Origin of the sequence: Pantoea sp. AN62 (genome assembly GCF_050432985.1) — a bacterium.
GTDB lineage: Bacteria > Pseudomonadota > Gammaproteobacteria > Enterobacterales > Enterobacteriaceae > Pantoea > Pantoea brenneri.
The window spans coordinates 211,388-234,514 of sequence record NZ_JBNPYB010000007.1 but is presented as its reverse complement, the minus strand read 5'-3'; the positions used below and the strand labels follow the sequence as shown (position 1 = coordinate 234,514).

The 23,127-nt window shown below is 56.6% G+C and carries 22 protein-coding genes; 6 read left to right on the top strand and 16 right to left on the bottom strand.

What is annotated here, in order from left to right:
• Positions 1-8 precede the first annotated feature (8 nt).
• Both ubiD and pepE read right to left on the bottom strand, forming a co-directional pair.
• Positions 9-1,493 (bottom strand): 4-hydroxy-3-polyprenylbenzoate decarboxylase, encoded by a 1,485-nt coding sequence (gene ubiD / locus FHW04_RS10815; RefSeq protein WP_046289563.1) that lies wholly within the window; start codon positions 1,491-1,493, stop codon positions 9-11.
• Positions 1,494-1,573: 80 nt separating this feature from the next.
• Positions 1,574-2,299 (bottom strand): dipeptidase PepE, encoded by a 726-nt coding sequence (gene pepE / locus FHW04_RS10810; RefSeq protein ID WP_089562558.1) that lies wholly within the window; start codon positions 2,297-2,299, stop codon positions 1,574-1,576.
• A gap of 209 nt (positions 2,300-2,508) precedes the next feature.
• Between pepE and rfaH the strand changes: the two genes are divergently transcribed.
• On the top strand, positions 2,509-2,997 hold the full coding sequence (gene rfaH, locus FHW04_RS10805; RefSeq protein WP_031375013.1) for a transcription/translation regulatory transformer protein RfaH: 489 nt from the start codon (positions 2,509-2,511) through the stop codon (positions 2,995-2,997).
• Here the strand turns inward: rfaH and tatD are convergent.
• The 10 genes from tatD to udp form a co-directional block, all read right to left on the bottom strand.
• Entirely contained in the window at positions 2,994-3,776 is a 783-nt protein-coding gene (tatD, locus tag FHW04_RS10800; RefSeq protein WP_089562557.1) for a 3'-5' ssDNA/RNA exonuclease TatD, read from the bottom strand. The two genes, rfaH and tatD, sit on opposite strands and share 4 nt — an antisense overlap.
• Before the next feature lie 90 nt (positions 3,777-3,866).
• Positions 3,867-4,625 carry a Sec-independent protein translocase subunit TatC gene (gene tatC / locus FHW04_RS10795; protein WP_031375015.1) on the bottom strand — a complete coding sequence of 253 codons (759 nt, stop codon included), beginning with the start codon at positions 4,623-4,625 and terminating at the stop codon, positions 3,867-3,869.
• Positions 4,625-5,383, bottom strand: coding sequence for a Sec-independent protein translocase protein TatB (gene tatB, locus FHW04_RS10790; protein ID WP_089562556.1), 759 nt, complete (start codon positions 5,381-5,383; stop codon positions 4,625-4,627). The genes tatC and tatB overlap by 1 nt, the downstream gene beginning before the upstream one ends.
• 3 nt (positions 5,384-5,386) lie before the next feature.
• Entirely contained in the window at positions 5,387-5,641 is a 255-nt protein-coding gene (tatA, locus tag FHW04_RS10785; RefSeq protein ID WP_031375016.1) for a twin-arginine translocase TatA/TatE family subunit, read from the bottom strand.
• Between the two features lie 111 nt (positions 5,642-5,752).
• On the bottom strand, positions 5,753-7,390 hold the full coding sequence (gene ubiB, locus FHW04_RS10780; protein ID WP_031375017.1) for a ubiquinone biosynthesis regulatory protein kinase UbiB: 1,638 nt from the start codon (positions 7,388-7,390) through the stop codon (positions 5,753-5,755).
• Complete coding sequence (gene ubiJ, locus FHW04_RS10775) at positions 7,387-7,992, bottom strand: ubiquinone biosynthesis protein UbiJ (protein WP_031375018.1); 606 nt, start codon at positions 7,990-7,992, stop codon at positions 7,387-7,389. The genes ubiB and ubiJ overlap by 4 nt, the downstream gene beginning before the upstream one ends.
• A gap of 11 nt (positions 7,993-8,003) precedes the next feature.
• On the bottom strand, positions 8,004-8,762 hold the full coding sequence (ubiE, locus tag FHW04_RS10770; RefSeq protein ID WP_031375019.1) for a bifunctional demethylmenaquinone methyltransferase/2-methoxy-6-polyprenyl-1,4-benzoquinol methylase UbiE: 759 nt from the start codon (positions 8,760-8,762) through the stop codon (positions 8,004-8,006).
• Between the two features lie 75 nt (positions 8,763-8,837).
• A complete protein-coding gene (gene rmuC, locus FHW04_RS10765; RefSeq protein ID WP_089562555.1) occupies positions 8,838-10,337 on the bottom strand; it encodes a DNA recombination protein RmuC in 1,500 nt (499 codons plus the stop codon).
• Positions 10,338-10,422: 85 nt separating this feature from the next.
• On the bottom strand, positions 10,423-11,691 hold the full coding sequence (locus tag FHW04_RS10760; RefSeq protein WP_089562554.1) for a tetratricopeptide repeat protein: 1,269 nt from the start codon (positions 11,689-11,691) through the stop codon (positions 10,423-10,425).
• A gap of 97 nt (positions 11,692-11,788) precedes the next feature.
• The gene (gene udp, locus FHW04_RS10755; protein ID WP_031375022.1) at positions 11,789-12,550 is read right to left on the bottom strand and encodes a uridine phosphorylase; all 762 of its coding nucleotides are present in this window, start codon (positions 12,548-12,550) and stop codon (positions 11,789-11,791) included.
• Positions 12,551-12,852: 302 nt separating this feature from the next.
• Between udp and FHW04_RS10750 the strand changes: the two genes are divergently transcribed.
• Complete coding sequence (locus tag FHW04_RS10750) at positions 12,853-13,686, top strand: dienelactone hydrolase family protein (RefSeq protein ID WP_089562553.1); 834 nt, start codon at positions 12,853-12,855, stop codon at positions 13,684-13,686.
• A gap of 58 nt (positions 13,687-13,744) precedes the next feature.
• Here the strand turns inward: FHW04_RS10750 and metE are convergent, their stop codons facing one another.
• Positions 13,745-16,015 carry a 5-methyltetrahydropteroyltriglutamate--homocysteine S-methyltransferase gene (gene metE / locus FHW04_RS10745; protein ID WP_089562552.1) on the bottom strand — a complete coding sequence of 757 codons (2,271 nt, stop codon included), beginning with the start codon at positions 16,013-16,015 and terminating at the stop codon, positions 13,745-13,747.
• Positions 16,016-16,153: 138 nt separating this feature from the next.
• On the opposite strand from metE, the gene metR reads away from it, so the two are divergent.
• Together metR and FHW04_RS10735 are read left to right on the top strand one after the other, a co-directional pair.
• Positions 16,154-17,080, top strand: a complete 927-nt coding sequence (metR, locus tag FHW04_RS10740) for an HTH-type transcriptional regulator MetR (protein ID WP_094106300.1) — start codon at positions 16,154-16,156, stop codon at positions 17,078-17,080.
• An 83-nt stretch (positions 17,081-17,163) separates the two neighbouring features.
• Positions 17,164-17,643: a DUF1456 family protein gene (locus tag FHW04_RS10735; RefSeq protein ID WP_089562551.1), complete on the top strand. Its 480-nt coding sequence runs from the start codon at positions 17,164-17,166 to the stop codon at positions 17,641-17,643.
• Positions 17,644-17,825: 182 nt separating this feature from the next.
• On the opposite strand, the gene FHW04_RS10730 is transcribed toward FHW04_RS10735, so the two are convergent.
• Positions 17,826-18,689 carry a carboxylate/amino acid/amine transporter gene (locus tag FHW04_RS10730; RefSeq protein ID WP_031375027.1) on the bottom strand — a complete coding sequence of 288 codons (864 nt, stop codon included), beginning with the start codon at positions 18,687-18,689 and terminating at the stop codon, positions 17,826-17,828.
• 376 nt (positions 18,690-19,065) lie between these two features.
• On the opposite strand from FHW04_RS10730, the gene glpT reads away from it, so the two are divergent.
• A complete protein-coding gene (gene glpT / locus FHW04_RS10725; RefSeq protein WP_031375028.1) occupies positions 19,066-20,406 on the top strand; it encodes a glycerol-3-phosphate transporter in 1,341 nt (446 codons plus the stop codon).
• 48 nt (positions 20,407-20,454) lie between these two features.
• On the opposite strand, the gene yigL is transcribed toward glpT, so the two are convergent.
• Both yigL and pldB read right to left on the bottom strand, forming a co-directional pair.
• Positions 20,455-21,255, bottom strand: coding sequence for a sugar/pyridoxal phosphate phosphatase YigL (gene yigL / locus FHW04_RS10720; RefSeq protein WP_031375029.1), 801 nt, complete (start codon positions 21,253-21,255; stop codon positions 20,455-20,457).
• A 52-nt stretch (positions 21,256-21,307) separates the two neighbouring features.
• Entirely contained in the window at positions 21,308-22,300 is a 993-nt protein-coding gene (gene pldB, locus FHW04_RS10715; protein ID WP_089561590.1) for a lysophospholipase L2, read from the bottom strand.
• A gap of 113 nt (positions 22,301-22,413) precedes the next feature.
• Between pldB and rhtB the strand changes: the two genes are divergently transcribed.
• Positions 22,414-23,037, top strand: coding sequence for a homoserine/homoserine lactone efflux protein (rhtB, locus tag FHW04_RS10710; RefSeq protein WP_031375031.1), 624 nt, complete (start codon positions 22,414-22,416; stop codon positions 23,035-23,037).
• The last annotated feature ends 90 nt before the right edge of the window (positions 23,038-23,127 follow it).

The following is a 23,127-nucleotide window of genomic DNA, read 5'->3' as shown; positions in this document are numbered from 1 at the left end:
GCTCGCCATCAACGCTGTGGCGGCTGATCAAAAATACCTAACTCATCCCAGATAGCATCAATGCGCGCGGTAATCGCAGGATCTTTCACGATAGGTGTGCCCCATTCGCGCTGCGTTTCGCCCGGCCATTTGTTGGTCGCATCCATCCCCATCTTCGACCCCAGCCCGGAAACCGGTGAGGCGAAATCGAGATAGTCGATCGGCGTATTTTCCACTAATACCGTGTCACGCGCCGGATCCATGCGGGTGGTAATCGCCCAGATCACATCATTCCAGTCACGCGCATTAACATCATCGTCACACACAATAACAAATTTGGTGTACATGAACTGCCGCAGAAATGACCAGACGCCAAACATTACCCGTTTGGCATGCCCGGCATACTGCTTTTTAATGGTTACCACCGCCAGCCGGTAGGAACATCCTTCCGGCGGCAGATAGAAATCGACAATTTCCGGGAACTGCTTGATCAGAATCGGCACCAGCACTTCATTCAACGCCACACCCAGTACGGCGGGCTCATCCGGTGGACGGCCGGTATAGGTCGAGTGATAAATTGCCTGATGCCGCTGGGTAATGTGCGTCACGGTAAAGACCGGGAAGCTATCTACTTCATTGTAGTAGCCGGTGTGGTCGCCGTAAGGCCCTTCAGGTGCCATGTCGCCTGCCTCGATGTAACCCTCCAGCACGATCTCCGCGCTGGCTGGCACTTCCAGATCGTTCGACAGGCATTTCACCACTTCGGTTTTATTGCCGCGCAGCAGACCAGCAAACGCATATTCTGACAGCGTATCCGGCACCGGCGTTACCGCACCGAGAATAGTCGCAGGGTCAGCACCGAGCGCCACCGAAACCGGAAAACGCTCGCCCGGATGCGCTTTGCTCCACTCCTGAAAATCGAGCGCGCCGCCACGGTGCGACAGCCAGCGCATAATCAGCCGGTTTTTGCCGATCACCTGTTGGCGGTAAATGCCGAGATTCTGTCGCTCTTTATGCGGACCACGGGTGACGGTCAGACCCCAGGTAATCAGCGGCGCGGCATCGCCCGGCCAGCATTTCATCACCGGAATGCGCGACAGATCGACCTCATCACCGCTGAACACCACTTCCTGGCAGGGCGCATTGCGCAGGCGTTTAGTCGGCATGTTGAGCACCTGCTTAAACTGCGGCATCTTATCGAACAGATCGCGAAAGCCTTTTGGTGGCTCCGGCTCTTTCAGAAATGCCAGCAGTTTGCCTACTTCCCGCAGTGCACTCACCTCTTCCTGACCCATCCCCATGGCGACGCGCTTTGGCGTGCCAAACAGGTTACACAGCACTGGCATGTCATACCCTTTCGGGTTTTCAAACAGCAGCGCGGGCCCGCCGGCACGCAGCGTGCGGTCGGCGATTTCGGTCATTTCCAGGACGGGATCAATCGATTGCTTAATTCTTTTTAACTCACCGCGCTGTTCGAGCAGCGCGAGAAAGTCGCGTAAATCGTGATATTTCATGCGGCTTTAGCTTTCCGGCCAGAGTGAATCGGCCATTATAGGGCTGATTATGCGGTTGTGTTGAGGTTTATGCGGCAACCTTAATCACAGCGAAAAGGCACCAGCGGCTGAAGCGCGCGGGTATCGTGATAAGCCTGAATCGGCTCGCCGTGGCGAAACACCTTAAAGTCTTCGTTGCGCACACTGTAATAGCGTAGCCGATCGTCATGCAGATGCAGAAAGCTGCCTTCACGCAGCGCAATCACCGACTCGGACGGATTGACGGCACAGAATTCAGCCAGCCGCTCGTCGCGTGTTTCGCCCATATGACCGCTGACGCTGGCATCCAGATAGTGAGGATTGATCTGCACCGGGAACAGCCCCAGCGCAGGCAGCACCACGCTACTACGCACCGGCATATCATTGGTGGTGCGAATCGACGGCGTCGCCACATTACAGCCAGCACTCCAGCCGATATACGGCACCTGCCGTTCACGCACCGCGCGCTGTATCGCCACGATTAAGCCCTGCTCATGCAGCATCTGGTTCAGCAACCAGGTATTACCGCCGCTGACTAAAATCAGCTCCGCCTGGGCGATTGCCTCAGCCGGTGAGGTAAAAGCGTCAACGGGGCGCACCGCAATGCCCAGTGACGCACTGAGATCGGCGGCGCGCTGCGCATGATCGCCCCGGATAATGGCGTAAGGAATCAGCACCGCTGAACGGATAGCACGTCTGGCAATCATGGCGTGTAACTGCGGCTGAGCATAACCCAGTAACGGCGCATCATCCGCCAGCTTGCCGTTGCTTAACAAAAAGAGTTCCATCAGATGATCCTTTTCGCCGGTATGATGGCCACCGAGTCTGATACAGAGCAGGGTGAAACGTCAATTTCCAATCGCCTTTTCTGTCACTATCCGGCATCTTAAGAAAAGTCTCAGTTTATTTTCTGCGCGCTGCGCTTTTCCCCTGCCCGATGCGCTATAACTCTGGCAGCAGGTTTGCTATTCTTAGCGTCCATTCGATGGGAGCGGTTATGGAATCCTGGTATTTACTCTATTGCAAACGTGGTCAGCTATTGCGCGCGAAGGAGCATCTGGAGCGGCAAGAAGTGAATTGCCTCAGCCCGATGATCGCTCTGGAAAAGATCGTGCGCGGTAAACGCACCACGGTGAGTGAGCCGCTGTTTCCTAACTATCTGTTCATCGAATTCGATCCGGAAGCGATTCATACCACCACCATCAGCAGCACGCGCGGCGTCAGCCACTTTGTGCGCTTTGGCACTACGCCCGCTACGGTGCCGCCTGCGGTGATTGAAGCGCTGGAAACCGATGTCCCGCAAATTCTGCTCGATCCTGAAACGCCACAAATCGGCGATGAAGTTGTCATCACCGAAGGGACGTTTGAAGGGCTACGCGCCATCTTTGCCGAGCCGGATGGCGAAACCCGTTCGATTCTGTTGCTCAACCTGCTGAATAAACAGGTGATGCGCAGCGTGGATAACAAACAGTTCCGTAAGATCTAAACCAGTCGGAACAGCGTCCGCGCATTGTTATCAACGCAGGCCGCCAGCGCCTCGCTGCTCTCGCCACGCCATGTCGCCACCTGTTGCACAATATGCGGTAAGAAGCAGGGTTCGTTACGACGTGAAGTCGGACGCGGTCGCATATCGCGCGGCAATAAATAGGGCGAGTCGGTTTCCAGCAGCAACTTATCGGCCGGGATCAGCGGCAGCATTTCACGCAGTTCAAGCCCGCGACGTTCATCACACACCCAGCCAGTAATTCCTATCGATAATCCCAGCGCCAGGCACGCTTCCAGTTCATCGCGCGTGCCGGTAAAGCAGTGAATTACCGCACCCGGCAGTTTTGGCAGCCAGGGCGCCACGATGGCCGCAAAGCGCGCATGGGCTTCGCGGCAGTGCAGAAACACCGGCATATTCAGTTCGGCTGCCAGCGCCAGCTGTGCTTCAAACGCATATTCCTGCTGCTCATGGGCTGACAGGTTGCGGTTAAAATCGAGCCCGCATTCGCCGATAGCCACCACTTCCGGTTTCTCCGCCAGCCGACGCAGCGTGCTGGCGATCTCCGTTGACCATTCGCTGGCGTGGTGCGGATGCACGCCCGCGGTAGACCAGCAGAAGCCCGGCTGATCTTCAGCCAGTTTCTGCGCCTGCTGGCTCTCCAGCGCATTGGTGCCGGTAATCAGCATGCCGGTGACGCCCGCTTCACGCGCGCGTTTTACCACCTTTGGCCGGTCGGAGGCGAATTGCGTGCTGGTCAGGTTTACACCGATATCAAACATAATTTTTCCCACAGTTTTACTAAACAAAAACCGCCCCGGAGGGCGGTTCGGATTGATCTCTGCCCGCCAGAGCGGGACCTGAAGATCGCGTCAGGATTCGGTGTTATGTTCCTCATCCTGTGCCCGGCGGCCTTTGCCCACATAGTATCGGGAAAAGAATACGCCGACTTCAAACAGGCAGTACATCGGAATAGCGAGCAAAGTTTGGGAAAAAACGTCCGGCGGCGTCAGTAACATGCCGACCACGAAGGCCCCGACCAGAATATAGGGACGTTTCTTTTTCAGATCGTCCGGGCTGGTGATACCAGTCCAGCACAACAGTACAATCGCTACCGGCACTTCAAACGCCACGCCAAACGCCATAAACAACGTCATGACAAAATCGAGGTATTTGGTAATGTCGGTCGCCATGGTGACGCCAATCGGCGCGGTTTTGGTAAAGAAACCAAACGCCAGCGGGAAGACGACAAAGTAGGCAAATGCCACACCGATATAGAACAGAAAGGTGCTGGAAAACAGCAGCGGCATTACCAGTCTACGTTCATGGCGATAGAGCGCAGGCGCAATGAACGCCCAGACCTGATAGAGGATCACCGGCACCGCCAGAAATACCGACACAATAATCGTCAGTTTAATCGGGGTGAAAAACGGCGAAGCCACATCGGTGGCGATCATGCTGGAGCCGATTGGCATCTGACTGATGAGCGGTGCCGCCACCAGTTGATAGATATCATTGGCAAAATAAACCAGCGCCAGGAATATCACTAAAACGGCGATGATGCAGTTCAGCAGTCGCTTACGCAGCTCAATCAGATGACTGATGAGCGGTTGGGTATCTTCAACGGCCATTATCGTTCATCACTTGCAGAAGAGGGGGAAGCGGAAGTGCGCGTAGTGGCGGCGTCAGGTTTGCTGGCTAATGCCGTGTCAGCACGGGCTGGTGCCTGAGCGGGCGCGCTGGCTACAGTCGCTGCTGACTGCCCGGCTGATGCCGTTTCCACAGACGGTGCCTGAGCGGGCGCGCTGGCTACAGCCGCTGTCGGCTGCCCGGCTGATGCCGTTTCCACAGACGGTGCCTGAGCGGGCGCGCTGGCTACAATCGCTGCCGGCTGCCCGGCTGATGCCGTTTCCACAGACGGTGCCTGAACTGGCGCGCTGGCCTGATGATCAGCCGCCGCAGGCGTGCCTGACGGCGACGCAGTGCCGGCCGCTGCCGGATGCACTTCCGGCTGGTCCGCCAGAGGCGGCGCCGATCGGTGCTGTGGCGAGTGAATAGTGTTGGCTTCGTCTTCCTCTTTTTCAATGTCGATGCTCTGGCTGACCGAGCGCTTCATTGAATCCGCAGTCTTACGCAGCTCTTCCATTGACTCTTTCAGCTCCGGCGACAGTGTCCCGCGGCCCGCTTCTTCCACCTTTTTCAGACTGTCCTGCAACTCCTGCAGTTTCAGCTCCTGCGCCAGTTCGTTTTGCACATTGGCTGCCAGCGAACGAATCGCCCTGATCCAGCCGACCACGGTTTTCACCGCAACCGGTAAACGTTGTGGGCCGAGTACAATCAGCCCGATAACGAACACCAATACCAGTTCACTAAAACCAATGTCGAACACGGTTTACACCTGCTTGTCGTTCTTAACTTCTTCTTTAGTAGCCGAAGTTTGCTGTTTGTCCGCCAGCGTTTTGGCGCTGAAGTCAGCGTCCTGCTCTTTCGGTTGATCCTTTTTGTCGTCCTCATCGCCCATGGCTTTTTTGAAGCCACGAATCGAGGAACCCAAATCCGAACCCAGATTACGTAATTTATTGGTACCGAACAGAAGTACAACAATCACGGCAATAATTAACAATTGCCAAATACTGATACCGCCCATGAGATAGCCTCTAATATTCTGTGAAAAACGATGGGGTAATGCACCACAGAGCGCCCTTATCAACCCGGGCCTGAGCCAGCGACATTACCGTGTTTTTGGCTGAAGTGACAATCAGTTTGTCTTACGCCAGCCGATTAACCATGAGACGATGCCCGCTGCCATTAATACCGCCGGAAACAGGTCCCAGTCCGGTCGCGAAAGCAGCACTGCCGTGCCGCTGAGCAGCAGGGTTGCGCCAACGCCAAACAGATAGCGTGCCTGGTGATGCCGGGTACGCTGCGCATTGAGATCGCCCACTAATTTGTCAACGCTATGCCGCAAAAGTTTATGCTGGCGCATGCTGTCATAAAACAGTTCCGGCAGTTCCGGTAACTTCTCGGCCCAGAACGGTGCTTTCTCTTTAACCGCGCGAATGATGGCGGGCAGACCGACCTGATCCTTGATCCACTCTTCGAGGAACGGCTTGGCGGTCTTCCACAGGTCAAGCTGCGGATAGAGCTGACGACCAATACCTTCCACATACAGCAGAGTCTTTTGCAGCAGCACCAGCTGCGGCTGGACTTCCATATTAAACCGACGCGCGGTATTGAACAGATTCAGCAGCACGTGACCGAAGGAAATTTCAGCCAGCGGCTTTTCAAAAATCGGCTCACAGACGGTGCGAATCGCAAATTCAAAATCTTCGACGTTGGTATCGGGCGGCACCCAGCCAGAGTCAACGTGCAGCTCCGCCACCTTGCGGTAGTCGCGGTTAAAAAAGGCGATAAAGTTTTCAGCCAGATAGCGCTTATCTTCTTTGTTGAGCGACCCGACAATACCGCAGTCGATGCCGATGTATTGCGGATCTTCCGGATGCTCATAGCTGACAAAAATATTGCCGGGATGCATATCAGCATGGAAGAAACTGTCGCGGAATACCTGGGTGAAGAACACCTGCACGCCACGCTCTGCCAGCAGCTTCATGTTGACCCCGTGTCGCTCCAGCGTGGCGACGTCCGAAATCGGAATGCCGTAAATACGTTCCATCACCATCATGGTTTCGCTGCAGTAGTCAGAATAGACTTCCGGTACATAAAGCATCCGGCTGTCTTCAAAATTGCGGCGTAACTGAATGGCGTTCGCGGCTTCGCGTAACAGGTTCAGCTCATCAAGCAGGGTTTTTTCGTAGTCGCGCACCACTTCAACCGGACGCAGACGACGGCCATCAGGCAGTAAACGCGGCACCCAGCGCGCCAGGCGATAGATCAGCTTCATGTCAGCTTTGATCACCGGCAAAATATCCGGACGAATGACTTTGATCACCACTTTCTTACCGGTCGACTTCAGCGTTGCCGTGTGAACCTGGGCAATCGACGCTGATGCCAGCGGCTTAATGTCAAAATCATCAAACCAGGTTTCGATCGGTGCGCCCATTGAGGCTTCGATCTGCGCTTTCGCTTTAACGCCATCAAACGGTGCAACCCGGTCCTGCAGAATGGCCAGCTGATCGGCGATCATCGGCGGGAACAGGTCACGGCGGGTCGACAGCATCTGACCGAACTTAATCCATACCGGCCCCAGCTGCTCCATCGCCATGCGCATGCGGGCGCCGGTCGGTTCATTCTGATGCAGATTGGGTAACCAGAAAATACAGCGACGCCACAGGCGAAGCGGAAGGGTAAGGCGCGTGTTGGGAATCAGTTCATCAAGGCCGTAAGTCAAAAACACCTTCATGATCAAATATAAGCGGCGGATCTCTCCAAAACTCATTTTGCCTCCAGCTGCGCCAGACGCGCATTAAGCGCCTCAAGCGAACGTTCCATCGCGTCGACCTCCTCGGAAAACCAGGCTAATTCGAGCGAGCCTGGCGCGACACGCCACTCTTCGGTCAGTGCCTGACCGAGGTAATCCTGCCGACGCCCGACTTCGCCTTTTATCCGGCGAAAGACTCGTTGTGCGCCCTGACTGATGCCCTGTGCCGCAATATCGCCGACCCACGGCGCCAGGTATTCCGCCGGATCCAGCTCGGCAAGATCCATCAGCGCGGAAAACTGCTGCACTACCTGCAAATCACCTTCTACCTGCAACTCACCGCTGCGAATCAGCGGCGTCAGCTGCTGGCGATCGCGCAGCTTCGGCAAGGTTTTCAGTGAAGTAATCACCGTGCAGTCGCTGGTATCCTGCCAGTCAGCCACCACATCCAGCTGCTGCTCACTGAATACCAGCACCAGCGGATGGGAAAACTCGCTCAGACGCAGCGTCAGGACCTTACCGGTCAGACGCTGCCGTGCCGCCTTCAGGCCGCGATCGCGATACAACATGCGGTTCAGCGCTGTTTCCAGGCCCGCGGTAATCAAGGGCGTTAGGTTCATCACCATCTCACTCAGAACTTAAATCCACGGTGTAAGGCCACAATGCCGCCGGTCATATTGGAGTAAGTGGTATTTTCAAAACCGACGTCGTTCATCATCGCTTTCAGCGTTTCCTGATCGGGATGCATGCGGATCGATTCGGCCAGATAGCGATAGCTCTCGGCGTCCTGCGCCACCAGTTGCCCGATACGCGGCAGAATATGGAACGAGTAAGCGTCATAGGCTTTGCTCAGCGGATCAATCACCGGTTTGGAGAACTCAAGTACCAGTAACCGTCCGCCCGGCTTCAGCACACGGAACATAGAGGCCAGCGCCTTCTCTTTTTCCGTTACGTTGCGTAAGCCGAAGGAGATGGTGATGCAATCGAAGTAGTTATCCGGGAACGGCAGAGCTTCTGCGTTGGCCTGCACGTAGCTCACGTTGCCGACCACGCCGAGATTGCGCAGCTTTTCACGGCCCATCTTCAGCATCGAACTGTTGATATCGGCCAGCACTACCTGACCCGTTTCGCCCACCAGGCGAGAAAATTTAGCCGTCAGATCGCCGGTTCCGCCGGCCAGATCTAACACGCGTTGACCGCGACGTACGCCGCTGCTGTCAATGGTAAAACGCTTCCAGACACGATGGACGCCAAAGGACATCAAATCGTTCATCAGGTCATATTTTGCCGCTACGGAGTGAAACACATCCGCAACTTTGTCGGCTTTTTCGCTTTTGGCGACCGTCTGAAAGCCAAAATGGGTGGTTTCCTGCTGTGATTCATCTGCCATCGGTTTTACCTGCTCCACAAACAATACTTCCCGAAGTGTATCAGAGTCACGGAAGTCAGGCACGCTGCGCCCATACTATTCGTGGAGGCGTCTCACACGCATGGCTCTGTCATCCGCATCATCATCGTCGTCCTGCTCTTCATCAGCCGGATTTTCCGGCATCGCCCGCTCCACCAGCTGAGGATTAATCGACCGTTTCACTTCAACCCCCAGCGCACGGAAACCTTCCGTCTGCGCAATCAGGTTGCCGCGTCCTTCGGCCAGTTTTTTCATCGCCTCGCGGTAGCTGATTTGCGCCTTATCCAGGCTGTGACCAATACCACTCATGTCATCAACGAACAGCCGCATTTTGTCATACAGCCGGGTGGCGCGGTCAGCAATACGCTGCGCATTGCGGCTTTGGTGCTCGTAACGCCACAGGTTATTGATGGTACGCAGCGCTACCAGCAGCGTGGTGGGACTGACCAGCATGATATTCTGCTGCAGCGCCTCGCCAATCAGCTCTGGCTGGCGATCGATCGCCAGCAAAAACGCCGGTTCGACCGGAATAAACATCAACACATAATCAAGCGAGCGTAAACCGGGCAATTGTTGATAATCTTTACGTCCCAGCAGACGAATATGGCTGCGCATCGCGCTGACATGTTCCTGAATCGCCTGTTCACGCTCAACCTCATCTTCGGCATTGAAGTAACGCTCATAGGCGACCAGCGTCATTTTGGCGTCCACCACCACATCTTTGCCCTGCGGCAGACGCACAATGACATCCGGCTGCATCCTGCCCTGCTGCTCCGACTGAATGCTGACCTGGGTTTCATACTCATAGCCTTCACGCAGCCCGGACGCTTCCAGCACCCGGCTGAGCACCACTTCGCCCCAGTTGCCCTGGATTTTATTGTCGCCTTTCAGCGCTTTGGTAAGGTTGAGCGCTTCCTGCGCCATTTGCGCATTAAGCTGCTGTAACTGACGGATTTCGTGGGTCAGGGTGTGCCGCTCACGCGCTTCCGCGCCAAAGCTCTCATGCACCTGACGACGGAAACCATCCAGCTGTTCACGCAGCGGGCCGATCAGGCTGTCGAGGCTCTGGCGATTCTGTTCATCGACGCGGCGGCCGCTATTTTCGAAAATACGGTTGGCGAGGTTTTCAAACTGGGCGCTGAGGCGTTGCTCGCTGTTGGTCAGCAGACGCTGCTTCTCTTCGGCGGCGAAGCGGGTCTCTTCAAGACGGATGGTTACCTCACGCAGCTCCGCTTCCTGGGCGCTGTTGACCTCCAGCTGGTTACGCAGTTCCCGGTTAAGCTGTTCGCTCTCGTTGCGCCAGTAATCGAGCTGTTGCAGACGTTCATTGGCACCACTCAGCGCACCATGAAGCTGGCGCAGTTCCTGCTCACGCTGCTGCGCCTGCTGCTGAAGCTGTTCAATCTGCTGCTGCTGGCGCTGTTGTGCCTCTTCCAGCAGACGGCGCTCGGTTAAGAAACTGGCGGCCTGATGCCCGACACGTAACTGTGCCAGCATCCAGCCAATTCCTGCGCCGGCGAGTGCCAGACAGACGCTGATAATGATGTGCTGATCCATGATTTCCCCGCGACTCAAGCTACTGAGGGAAAAGGTAGAGTCGCACTGTATGAATGTCCAGATATATTTACCTGCACTCAATCACTTACCGCACGGTCACCGTCAGCTTTCCGGCCTGCCAGTCTTCAATCAGGAAGAACGGCATCGGCAGCAGCCATTGGCCACTTTTCACCTGGGCCGGATATTGCCAGCTTTTGCCGCCCGCGCTGATGTCCACCACCTGCCGGGTGCCGTCGGCGGCGGCGGACTGTCCGGTCAGGCTGGCAAAGCCCACGTTGCTGCCAACGTGAAATCGGGGCATCTGCCAGCGTACCGGCGGATGCGCTGGCCACGGCTGAGCCTGATGGAAATGAAACAACTCATCATGATTGAGAATGCTTTCACGCACCGTTGGCCACAGCGCCGTCTTGAGGAAGTACTGATCGGTAAAGCGTTCGCTGCCACGGTACTGCGCAATAAATTCGCGCATCGTTTGTTCAACCTGCTGGAAAACGCCATGGCAGCCGCCCCACATGCCGGCCAGCAGTAACTCGGTGTGGGAAAAATAGTCGCGCATGTGGTGGAACCAGTACGGCGATGCCAGCCAGGCGTTAACCGCCGCCGCTTCGCGCTCGGAAAGCAGCGAGTCGGCATCACGGACAATAAAGCGTTTAACGCTGGGATCGTCCATCACCAGAAAGCGCCACAGCGTCGGGAACCGCGTTTTTTCCTGCGACATATCAACCCGCTCAACGTGGGGCTGATCGAGCCGTTGCCAGACATGCTGCGGCACGCTGTCATCCAGATAGATGCGGCAGATCCAGCCGGGAAAGAGCTGCGGTGCCACCTCAACATTTTTAATCAGGGTTTCACAGTAGCGCGGCTGGTCGCCATACAGGCTGAACGCGATCACGTTCTGCTGCGGCTGGCTGAGATCGATTGGCTCAGGCTGCGCAGCGGGAAAGGCGACCCGCGGCCCCTGACGAAAGCGGGCGTCTGACTGCATCAGCGATTCCAGGCCGTAACGCGCCACCTCATCCTGCTTATCCAGCCAGCCACACACTTCGGTCAGGCCATCCAGCCAGGTTTCTGACGCGGTGGCGCGCACGGCCGGCGGCGACTGGTAAATTTTCTGGTAGGTTTTGTACGCTTTGTGATGCTGACCGAGACGCATCAGGCAGAGCGCATAGTCACTCAGTACCTGCATCTGGTGAGGCTGATAACGCAACACCTCTTCGCAAGAGCGGACGGCCTGCGCATAATCGCCCTGCTGCATGGCGGCGCGGAACCGGGCGGCACTGCTCTCCAGACGGGCATTGAGCGCGGCGGAATTCGGGTTAACGACGGGACGACGAACGGGAATAGTTTTGCGCATCGGGCACTCTCAGAGTCCGTTGAAAGGCTGCGCCGGGATTATCCGGCAGCAGGCAGGCCTCATAGCGGCCCGTTAACCTGCTGCCTGGCTGTGAGGGTTATAACAAGCGGCGTGCCGCTTCAACCACAATTTTTACCGCATCGCTTTCGGTCTGTTTCATCGTCACCGCATCCGGGATCTCTTTCTGGGTACGGTTAACGATCACACCAGCCACCATGCCGGCGCGCAGGCCCTGGCTGGCACACATGGTTAACAGTGTAGCGGATTCCATCTCATAGTTGAGTACGCCCATCTCCTGCCACTCTTTCATCGATCCCTGGAAGCGATTCACCACCCGACCAGAGAAGGTATCGTAGCGTTCCTGTCCCGGATAGAAGGTATCAGAAGAGGCAGTAATGCCGATATGGGTCTTCGCGCCACAGGCTTCTGCCGCAGCCACCAGCGCCGTGGTACAGGCAAAATCGGCCACTGCCGGAAACTCCATCGGTGCGAAATGCAGGCTGGCACCGTCGAGCCGCACGGAACCGGTAGTCACCAGCACATCGCCAACGTTGATGTGCGGCTGGATAGCGCCGGTGGTGCCAACGCGCAGGAAAGTGCGTACGCCAAGCTGTGCCAGTTCCTCAACCGCAATGGAGGTAGAAGGACCGCCGATACCGGTTGAACAGACCACCACCGGCTTACCGTCGAGTTTTGCCAGCCAGCTGGTGAATTCACGGTGTGAGGCCAGATGCGTGGCATCCTCCATCAGTCCGGCAATTTTCTTCACGCGCTCCGGATCGCCGGGCACAATCGCCAGGGTAGCGCCCTGCAGATCGGCTTTAGTCAGGCCAAGATGGAAAACGTCAGACTGTGTCATTTCAGACTCCTGTTAAGGGAAGGTAGCGCGTCACTCTACGTCAGCACGCCCGATAAATATGTGACAACATTCACTTAAGAAAATGAAAGTTACATTTTTCACTAAAAACAATGTGATGATTATCACAATATCACATCGGGTTCGCCGTCATTGCGATCGGCGGGGCTGTGTCGGGGTCATCGCAGTGTTAAAGAGTTGGGTGATATTGTCCGCTGCTGACTCTGTTACCCGACGTCTGGCTCGCACCGTTTCCGGCCAGGCTATAGTTACGTGATTGCGCAATTGCTCGCACGGAGAGAATAATGAAAACCAGTGATAATATGACACAAAAAGCCGCGGCAGGGACCTTTGCGCCTGCCGTTCAGCCGACCGCTTCCACCACCATTATTACCGACAGCCCGGCGATTCAGTCGGGTGAGACCTCAGTGCCAAGCCAGGGCGAAAATATGCCCGCGTTTTTTGCCCGACCGAAATCCGCAGAGGGTTCGCTGCCAGTGGTGCTGGTGGTACAGGAAATTTTCGGGGTGCATGAGCACATCCGTGATATCTGCCGCCGGCTGGCGCTGGAAGGCTATCTGGCCATCGCCCCGGAACTCTACTTCCGTGAAGGCGATCCCAACGATTACCACGATATTCCGACGCTATTCAGCGAGCTGGTGAGTAAGGTGCCCGACAGCCAGGTGCTGTCCGACCTTGATCATGCCGCCAACTGGGCAGCGCGTAACGGCGGTGATATCCGGCGGATGGGCATTACCGGTTTCTGCTGGGGCGGCCGCATTAGCTGGCTCTATGCGGCGCACAATCCACAGCTGCGTGCCGCCGTCGCCTGGTATGGACGGCTGACCGGCGATCGGACCATGAAGCAGCAGAAACACCCTATTGATGTCGCCGTCGATCTCAGCGCCCCGGTATTAGGCTTATACGGCGGTCAGGATGACGGAATTCCGCTGGAGAGCGTTGAGCAGATGCGTCAGGCGCTGCACGCCGCCAATGCCACCGCGGAAATCATCGTCTATCCCGAAGCCGGACATGCGTTTAATGCTGACTACCGTCCGAGCTATCATGCCGAATCGGCCAGCGATGGCTGGGCGCGGATGCTGGCCTGGTTCAGGCAGTATGGCGTAGCTTCACAGTAAGCGAAAAAAGGGGCGCCTGCGCGCCCCGATTATTTCTTATTCCCTGCCGGACGCCCGTTTACGCCGTTTTAGCCCGCAGGTTTTTTGCCGCAGTGACCATGTTAGCCAATGCCTGCCGCGTTTCGGTCCAGCCACGCGTTTTCAGCCCGCAGTCCGGATTTACCCACAGCCGTTGCGGCGGAATACGCTTCGCCGCTTTCAGCAACAGCGCTTCAATCCATTCGACGTCCGGTACATTAGGCGAGTGAATGTCGTAGACGCCTGGGCCAATCTCATTCGGATAGTCAAAGTGTTCAAACGACGCCAGCAACTCCATGTCAGAGCGCGAGGTTTCGATGGTAATCACATCGGCATCCAGCGCAGCGATGGAATCCATGATGTCGTTAAACTCGCAGTAACACATATGGGTGTGGATCTGGGTGTCATCCTGCGCCACAGCGGCATTCAGGCGGAAAGCATCGACCGCCCAGTTCAGATAGGCAGCCCAGTCGGACTGATGCAGCGGCAGCCCTTCGCGCAGCGCGGGTTCATCAATCTGGATAATGCCAATACCGGCTTTTTCCAGATCGGCCACTTCATCACGCAGCGCCAGCGCAATCTGTTTTGCGATGGTTTCACGTGACACATCTTCACGCGGGAATGACCAGCAGAGAATGGTCACCGGACCGGTCAGCATCCCTTTCACCGGTTTGTCCGTTAGCGACTGGGCATACTTCGCCCACTCAACGGTGATCGCTTCCGGCCGGCTGATGTCGCCGATAATCACCGGTGGTTTCACGCAGCGTGAGCCATAGCTCTGTACCCAGCCATTCTGGGTGAAGACGAATCCATCCAGATGCTCGCCGAAATATTCAACCATGTCGTTACGTTCCGCTTCGCCGTGCACCAGCACATCCAGCCCCAGCCGCTCCTGCTCAGTAATCGCCTGTTTGATATGTTCAGCGATGCCGGTACGGTAATGATTGCTGTCGAGGCGACCCTGTTTGAAATCGAGGCGCAGACCGCGAATTTCCGGGGTTTGTGGGAAAGAGCCAATCGTGGTGGTCGGCCAGGCGGGCAGATTAAAGCGCTGACGCTGTGCCTTAGCCCGCTCGCTGTAGCGGCTGTGTCGTTCGCTGTCCTGCGGCGTGATAGCCAGCAGGCGCTGAGCGACCGCGGCGTTATGTACGCGGCTGGAGTGAGCACGGGCGCGAACCGGCGCGCTCCAGGCCGCCAGTGACGCGGCATCGTTGTGGTTGAGCGCCTCGGTCAGCAGCGAAAGTTCGGTGCATTTCTGCAGCGCGAAGGCGAACCAGCTTTTCACTTCCTCATCCAGCCGGGTCTCAACGCTCAGATCGATAGGGCTGTGCAGCAGCGAGCAGGAGGAGCCGATCCACAGCTGCGCGCGCTGAGCGACCAGCGGCTGCAGGCGCTCAAACCAGCGGCTCAGATCGGCGCGCCAGACGTTACGCCCGTTGATCACCCCCAGCGACAGCAGCCAGCTGGCGGGCAATTGCTGATTCAGTTGCTGAATATCATCCCGGCCATGCACCAGATCGACATGCAGCCCCTGCACCGGCAGCTGGCGAATCACCTCAATGTTCTGACCGATACTGTCGAAATAGGTGGTGAGCAGCAGTTTACTTTGTCCCTGCAACGCATCGTAGGCGGGCTTAAACGCCTCACGCCACGCCTGCGGCAGCTCCAGCGCCAGCGCAGGTTCATCAATCTGCACCCATTCGATATCGCGTTTTGCCAGCTCGGCCAGCACCTGCTGGTAAACCGGCAGGATCGCTTTCAGCAGCGACAGACGATCAAACGCTTCCCCTTTGACCTTACCCAGCCACAGATAAGTCACCGGCCCCAGCAGCACCGGCTTGATGTTGTGGCCCAGTGCCAGCGCCTCGTCGACTTCATCCAGCAACTGAGTCCAGGCCAGCCGGAAGGTCTGGCCCGGCGTAAATTCTGGCACCATGTAGTGATAGTTGGTGTTAAACCACTTGGTCATTTCCGCCGCCGCCGCAGGTTCGCCGGTCGGCGCGCGGCCTCGGCCCAGACGGAACAGCGTATCCAGATCAACCGAACCCTCTTTATTCTGATGACGTGCCGGCACGTTGCCCAGCATCAGGCTGGTGGTCAGCACATGATCGTACCAGGCAAAGTCACCCACCGGCAGCAGATCGACCCCAGCCTCTTTTTGTTGTTGCCAGTGACGTGCACGCAATTCACGGCCCACCTCCAGTAATTCCTGCTGGCTGCAGTCACCGGCCCAGTAGCTCTCCTGGGCTTTTTTCAGTTCACGGCGCAGGCCGACACGCGGAAAACCAAGGGTATGGTTAAGGATTGTCATTCGCTGTTCTCCAGATAATCTTTCACTTTGGCTGACAGCCAAAGATGTTTAGCCGTCCAGATGTTTACACCGCTATAATCTGCGGGTACTGTATGTTCCTCAAGCGCAATATGTTCACTTTCGATGTGAAGGACTCTCATGATCGAACTCAAGCACCTGCGGACGCTTCAGGCTCTGCGTAATACGGGTTCGCTGGCGGCGGCGGCATCCCAGCTTCATCAGACGCAATCGGCGTTGTCCCACCAGTTCAGCGATCTGGAACAGCGGCTGGGATTCCGCCTGTTTGTGCGTAAAAGTCAGCCGCTGCGCTTCACGCCACAGGGCGACATCCTGCTGCAGTTGGCCGAACAGGTACTGCCGCAGATCCAGCAAGCGTTGCAGGCCTGTCATGAGCCGCAGCAGACCACTCTCAGGGTGGCGATTGAGTGCCACAGCTGCATCCAGTGGCTGACGCCGGCACTGGATAATTTCCGTCAGAGCTGGCCGCAGGTGGTGATGGATTTCAAATCAGGCGTCACCTTTGATCCTCAGCCTGCGCTGCAGCAGGGCGAGCTGGATGTGGTGCTGACCTCCGACATCCTGGCGCGCTCCGGGCTGTTCTATTCGCCGATGTTTGATTTTGAAGTGCGACTGGTGCTGGCACCGGATCATCCGCTGGCGCAGGTTGAACATATTGCCCCTGAGGATCTGGCCGACGAGGTACTGATGATCTATCCGGTGCAGCGTCAGCGCCTTGATATCTGGCGTCACTTTCTGCAACCGGCCGGCGTCAGCCCGGCGCTGAAAAACGTAGATAACACCCTGCTGATGATCCAGATGGTCTCGGCCCGCATGGGAATTGCCGCGCTGCCGCACTGGGTGGTAGAGAGTTTTGAGAAGCAGGGACTGGTGGTAACCAAAACGCTGGGTGACGGGCTGTGGAGCCGTCTTTATGCCGCGGTGCGCGATGGCGAGCAGCGTCAGCCGGTGCTGGAAGCCTTTATCCGCTTTGCCCGCCAGCATGCCTGTGAACATCTGCCTTTTGTCCGCGATGCGCTACAGTCCGGTGCGATATTGCAGCGTTAAGTCGGAGGGTACAAACCTGCGCGGAGGTGGGCAAAATCCCCTATAATGCGCAGCCTGTCGACTGACCATGAGAAGATCTCACCATGACTAACAACGATATTCTGCGCAGCGTGCGCTACATGCTCGATCTGAGCGATGCCAAAATGGTGGAAATTTTTGCGCTGGCGCAGTGTGAAGTCCCACAGACGGATATTCAGGCGTGGCTGAAAAAAGATGAAGATGCGGCGTTCCGTCCCTGCCCCGATGTGCTGATGGGCTACTTCCTCAACGGCCTGATTTTTTACCGTCGCGGAAAAGGCGAAGAGATGCCCGCCCCGTCCATTGAGCGCAAGATGAATAACAACATCTTTATGAAGAAGTTGCGCATCGCCTTTGATCTGAAAACCACCGATATTCCTGAGGTACTGAAACGCGTGAACTTTACCGTTTCGCAGGCTGAGATTGGTGCGATTTTCCGCAAGCCTGACCATAAGAACTATCGCGAATGCGGTGATCAGATTCTGCGCAACTTCCTGAAGGGGCTGGCGATGATCCAGCGTCCGAAGAGTGGAAAGCCAGCTTAACTTCTGTTGCCGATCGCGTCGGGTACCTGCGTGGTCAGAAGTGGCGCACCTGATCGCAAAGAAAGCCTGCATCCATGCAGCACTGCCTCGCCATCCCTGGCCCGGACGATCCACAGGGATGTGAGATTCCTTCGCGATCGGACGCGCCAGCCCGGGAGGCAGCACCCATGCAACAGCCCTGTTTATGATCGGTCACCGCGCCCCACCACCCAGCGCTTATGCACCCACAGCGAGGCGAGGATCACCAGCGCTCCGGCAATGAAGCTCGGCCAGTGCGGTTTCTCCTGCCAGATAGCCAGATTAACCAGCAGACCGGCAGGCACGTGCATGTTGTTCATGATGCCAAGCGTGCCGGCATCAACCTGGGTCGCGCCATAGTTCCACATAAAGTAGCCCAGCCCTGAAGCGGCCACGCCCAGCCACACCAGAATGCCCCACTGCAGTGAGGTGGTGGGTAATTTCTGCGGATTGCCCCAGGCAAACCAGGCGATTACCGCGATCACCACCGCCCCCAGATAGAACCAGGAGAAGGCGGTGTGCTGCGGCATCGGACGGGTTTCCTGCAGGCGCTTATAGCCCACCATACCGGCAGCAAAGCAGATGTTTGCCAGCTGCACCAGCAACAGGCCGGTCCAGAAGTTATCGCTGACTTTGTCGTAGCGAATGATGGCCGCACCCGCTACCGCCAGCAAGGCGCTGAAGATATAGCCGACCCGCAGCGGACGGCGGCTGATCAGATCATAAATCAGGGTGACATAGAGCGGCGTCATCACGGTAAACAGCAGGAACTCTGACACGCTGAGATAGAGGTAGGCTTCGAAACTCAGCAGGTACATCACCCCTAATTGCAACATCCCCACCAGCATATAGAGCAGCAGCGTTGAGGGACGATAGCCGCGCCAGCGCAGGAACGGCAAAAAGACCAGCGCGGCCAGCGCCAGTCGCATCAGCACGGAAAACCAGCTGTCCACCTGACCGGCAAGATATTCGCCAATCAGGCTAAACGAAAAAGCCCACAGAATGGTGGTAATAATCAATAAGAACACGGTAACGACCCCGAAATTAACAGAGCGACAGTGTAAACAATGTGCTGTCAGGCGGCTGCACTATCTGGTTTACATCTGGTTATTTACCAGGCAAACAAATACAACCGACAAGAGCTTTGTTACGGCTGGTTAGCATCACCTTCTCTTTTCACGCCTGCCTGCGGCGCAAAATGCGCGAAATAAACCATCTGATGATCACTTTCGCTCTTAAGTGTAATAAAACTGTAACAAATGTGTCACACATCACAGTAACACCGCGTCACTAATTTTATTCTTTGCGCGAAATGGAACATCACGCCGCCATTTTCCCTTTGCTTTTTTTTGACCCAACCACTGGGAATGTAAAAACCATAAAGTGCCCTGGAGGGCCTCACTGATGCTGAGTATTTTTAAACCTGCACCACGTCAGCCGCAGGTGGCAGCGGATCGCGTTGATCCGCTCTACCGTCGCCTGCGCTGGCAAATTTTCATCGGGATCTTTTTCGGCTACGCCGCCTACTACCTGGTCAGAAAAAACTTTGCGCTCGCCATGCCGTATCTGGTGGAGCAAGGCTTTTCACGTGGCGACCTCGGTTTCGCTCTGTCAGGCATTTCCATCGCCTACGGCTTCTCCAAATTCATCATGGGCTCGGTGTCCGATCGCTCAAATCCACGCGTCTTTTTACCGGCCGGGCTGATCCTGGCTGCTGCGGTGATGCTGTTTATGGGATTTGTGCCGTGGGCCACTTCCAGCATCATGGTGATGTTCGTCCTGCTGTTTATCTGCGGCTGGTTCCAGGGAATGGGCTGGCCACCGTGCGGACGGACCATGGTGCACTGGTGGTCACAGAAGGAGCGCGGCAGCATTGTCTCAGTGTGGAACTGCGCCCATAACGTTGGCGGCGGCCTGCCGCCACTGCTGTTTCTGCTCGGTATGGCGTGGTTCAACGACTGGAAAGCGGCGCTCTACATGCCCGCTTTTGGTGCCATCCTGGTGGCGTTCATCGCCTTTGCCCTGATGCGCGACACGCCGCAGTCCTGTGGTCTGCCGCCGATTGAAGAGTACAAAAACGACTATCCGCCGGATTACGATGCCAGCCATGAAGAAGAGCTGACGGCTAAGCAGATCTTCATGAAATATGTACTGCCCAATAAACTGCTGTGGTACATCGCCCTGGCAAACGTGTTTGTCTACCTGCTGCGCTACGGCATTCTGGACTGGTCACCGACCTACCTGAAAGAGGTGAAGCACTTCACGCTGGATAAGTCCTCCTGGGCCTACTTCCTGTATGAGTATGCCGGCATTCCGGGAACGCTGTTGTGTGGCTGGATGTCGGACAAAGTGTTCCGGGGTAATCGGGGTGCGACCGGGGTGTTCTTTATGACGCTGGTCACCATCGCCACCGTGATTTACTGGCTGAACCCGGCGGGCAACCCCGGCGTTGATATGGCCTGTATGATCGTGATTGGCTTCCTGATTTACGGGCCGGTGATGCTGATTGGTCTGCACGCGCTGGAACTGGCACCGAAGAAGGCCGCCGGCACCGCTGCGGGCTTTACCGGTCTGTTTGGTTATCTGGGCGGTTCCGTCGCGGCCAGCGCCATTGTCGGCTACACCGTCGACTACTTTGGCTGGGACGGCGGCTTCCTGGTGATGATTGCTGGCTGTGTACTGGCGGTGATCCTGTTGTTACTCACCATGGTTAGCGAGCATAAACACAAGCAAAAACTGGCCTGACGGCAATAAAAAAGGGCCGGTTAACCGGCCCTTTTTTGCGCTGTTCTGTCAGGAAAGATAGAGGTCACGCAGCGTCTGCGGCACCGCATCGTCGGCGTTGGACCCGATCACTTCCAGTTCAGGCAACCGGTCTTTCAACCGCTGGTGCGCGTTGTGCATGATGAATCCTTTACCCGCCATGCTCAGCATCTCGACATCATTCATGCCGTCGCCAAAGGCGATGCAATTATGCAGCGTATGACCCAGTTGCTTCGCCACGGCTTCGAGCGCATGCCCCTTCGATACGCCGCCCGCCATCACTTCGAGGCAGGTAGGCAGTGAAAAACTGACGTTGACCCGATCGCCCCAGCGCGCTTCAATCGCCTGCTCCATCGGAATCAGATGCTCGGGATCTTCGCAGGTAAAAAAGACCTTACTGATGTTATCCGTCGGCAACAGACCCGGTTCATAAACCTGATAGTTGAATACCGATTCACGGAAATAGTCCTGCTCAGCGGGACGTGAACGGCTGACAAACCACTCATCATCACGGTAAACGTGGGTCAGAATATCGCTGTGATGATACTGCAGGCCAAACAGGTCGTTAGCGATATCCTCATCCAGATTATGGCTGAACACCAGCTCGCCCTGGGCGTTATGTACCCGCGCGCCGTTTGAGGTGATCATATACGCCGGGATAGCCAGGCTGTCACGCATCTGTCCGACATCGATATGATGGCGACCGGTGGCGAAAACAAAGTGGATATCCTTTGCCACCAGTTGTTGCAGCGTTTCACGTGCAAAAGGCGTCAGGCGATGTTCGGGAGAAAGCAGCGTGCCATCCAGATCGGATGCAACGATGTGGTACATGAAAACCTCGGGTATCTGATTCTGCTGGCCGTGGCCAGTCGGATAATGAACGTCAGCGATGCGATGAAAAAAAGTCGATCACTGCATTAAGCGCTTCGGCGCGCATGTCGTCTTTTTCGAACAGGATCTCATGACGCGCACCGTTGATCACCCGCGGTTTGTTGCCTTCGCACGGATGACCCGCCGCCGCCATGGCAGCACAAAAAAGATCCTGCGAACGATTATCCACCACCTGATCGTCGCTGGCCTGCAGCAGCAGTAGCGGGGTGGTGATTTTATCGGCCTGACTGATAATGTTGCGACCGGCATGAATGCCTTCGCGCACCCAATGATAAGTCGGGCCACCGACGCGAATTGCCGGATCGTCGGCATAAAAACGCAGGCTGCGCCGATAACGCTCAGCACTGTGCGTCAGCCGGTTAATGCCAAACGGATGCGCCCGCCAGCGCCCGGTACCCAGCGCGTAACCGTCGCGCAGCGCCGGGCGTTTCTCGGCCCAGTCGAGGATCCGGTGCGCTAGGAAAGAGGGCAACGGCAGCGCGATACCAAACATCGGTGCCACCAGCGCAACCGCATGAAAAGCCTGCGGCTGTCGCGCCAGAAACAGCGTTAAAATGGCCCCGCCCATGGAGTGGGCCAGCGCATAACGCTGCTGATAGTGGCCGCTGACAATTTCTTTCAGGTAGAGCGTCTCCAGATCGTCGACGTAATGCGCGAATTCTGCCACGTGGCCGCGGTGTGAATCTTCCAGCAGACGATCGGAGCGGCCCTGACCACGATGATCGAGGATCACCACGTCAAAACCGCAATGGAACAGATCGTACGCCAGCTCAGGATATTTTATATAGCTCTCGATGCGGCCGGGCACAATCAGCACCACACGCTTATGTTGTGGTGAGGTGAAGCGTACGTAACGCAGAGTGAGATTACCGACGCCGGTAAATTCACGCTCCTCACGCCGGTGCCAGAAATCGAGCAGTGGCCCGGTAGCGAAGGCAGCAAAGGCTTTTTCTCGTCGCAGCCAACTGGCTTTGTGTTGATTCATTCGCCCCCCTGATGACCGGAAAAAAGTGTCCTTAACGCTGTGTGTCGGCCATAGCGCCGCGCTTATTTCTGGCGTATTGTGTCACATTTCCGCCGCTAAAGAGAGCGCATCCCATGACCATTGAATGGTGGCTGACCTACCTGCTTACCACCACAATTCTTAGCCTGTCGCCCGGTTCGGGCGCTATTAATACCATGAGTACCGGCATCAGCCATGGTTATCGCGGCACGGTTGCCTCGATCTCCGGTTTGCAGGTCGGGCTGGCCGTGCATATTGTGCTGGTCGGGATCGGTCTGGGTGCGCTGTTCTCCCAGTCGCTGCTGGCGTTTGAAATTCTCAAATGGGCCGGTGCTGCCTATCTGGTGTGGCTTGGCATTCAGCAATGGCGATCGGCTGGCGGCATCGATCTTGATGCGGTTGCCAAAGCGATGCCGCGTCGTCGTCTGTTCAAACGCGCCGTTCTGGTTAACCTGACCAACCCGAAAAGTATCGTTTTCCTGGCCGCGCTGTTTCCGCAGTTCATCCAGCCGCATCAGCCGCTATTGATGCAGTACGTGGTGCTGGGCGTGACCACCGTGGTGGTCGATATTATCGTGATGATTGGCTACGCCACCTTAGCGACGCGCATTGCGGGCTGGATTAAAGGGCCGAAGCAGATGAAGCTGATGAACCGTATTTTTGGCGGGCTGTTTATGGCGGTGGGTGCGCTGCTGGCCAGCGCGCGGCGCATTGCCTGAGAGCTACCAGCCGGTGAAAAAGACGCAATCGCCCTGCCCTCTGGCGATTGTGGCGCGGCCTGGCGATGAACCGGCCGCACGCGTTCCGCC

Excerpts from the sequence above, each read along its gene's own strand:
- ubiD (WP_046289563.1), bottom strand. The coding sequence starts at position 1,493 with ATGAAATATCACGATTTACGCGACTTTCTCGCGCTGCTCGAACAGCGC.
- pepE (WP_089562558.1), bottom strand. The coding sequence starts at position 2,299 with ATGGAACTCTTTTTGTTAAGCAACGGCAAGCTGGCGGATGATGCGCCG.
- rfaH (WP_031375013.1), top strand. The coding sequence starts at position 2,509 with ATGGAATCCTGGTATTTACTCTATTGCAAACGTGGTCAGCTATTGCGC.
- tatD (WP_089562557.1), bottom strand. The coding sequence starts at position 3,776 with ATGTTTGATATCGGTGTAAACCTGACCAGCACGCAATTCGCCTCCGAC.
- tatC (WP_031375015.1), bottom strand. The coding sequence starts at position 4,625 with ATGGCCGTTGAAGATACCCAACCGCTCATCAGTCATCTGATTGAGCTG.
- tatA (WP_031375016.1), bottom strand. The coding sequence starts at position 5,641 with ATGGGCGGTATCAGTATTTGGCAATTGTTAATTATTGCCGTGATTGTT.
- ubiB (WP_031375017.1), bottom strand. The coding sequence starts at position 7,390 with ATGAGTTTTGGAGAGATCCGCCGCTTATATTTGATCATGAAGGTGTTT.
- ubiJ (WP_031375018.1), bottom strand. The coding sequence starts at position 7,992 with ATGAACCTAACGCCCTTGATTACCGCGGGCCTGGAAACAGCGCTGAAC.
- ubiE (WP_031375019.1), bottom strand. The coding sequence starts at position 8,762 with ATGGCAGATGAATCACAGCAGGAAACCACCCATTTTGGCTTTCAGACG.
- rmuC (WP_089562555.1), bottom strand. The coding sequence starts at position 10,337 with ATGGATCAGCACATCATTATCAGCGTCTGTCTGGCACTCGCCGGCGCA.
- FHW04_RS10760 (WP_089562554.1), bottom strand. The coding sequence starts at position 11,691 with ATGCGCAAAACTATTCCCGTTCGTCGTCCCGTCGTTAACCCGAATTCC.
- udp (WP_031375022.1), bottom strand. The coding sequence starts at position 12,550 with ATGACACAGTCTGACGTTTTCCATCTTGGCCTGACTAAAGCCGATCTG.
- FHW04_RS10750 (WP_089562553.1), top strand. The coding sequence starts at position 12,853 with ATGAAAACCAGTGATAATATGACACAAAAAGCCGCGGCAGGGACCTTT.
- metE (WP_089562552.1), bottom strand. The coding sequence starts at position 16,015 with ATGACAATCCTTAACCATACCCTTGGTTTTCCGCGTGTCGGCCTGCGC.
- metR (WP_094106300.1), top strand. The coding sequence starts at position 16,154 with ATGATCGAACTCAAGCACCTGCGGACGCTTCAGGCTCTGCGTAATACG.
- FHW04_RS10735 (WP_089562551.1), top strand. The coding sequence starts at position 17,164 with ATGACTAACAACGATATTCTGCGCAGCGTGCGCTACATGCTCGATCTG.
- glpT (WP_031375028.1), top strand. The coding sequence starts at position 19,066 with ATGCTGAGTATTTTTAAACCTGCACCACGTCAGCCGCAGGTGGCAGCG.
- yigL (WP_031375029.1), bottom strand. The coding sequence starts at position 21,255 with ATGTACCACATCGTTGCATCCGATCTGGATGGCACGCTGCTTTCTCCC.
- pldB (WP_089561590.1), bottom strand. The coding sequence starts at position 22,300 with ATGAATCAACACAAAGCCAGTTGGCTGCGACGAGAAAAAGCCTTTGCT.
- rhtB (WP_031375031.1), top strand. The coding sequence starts at position 22,414 with ATGACCATTGAATGGTGGCTGACCTACCTGCTTACCACCACAATTCTT.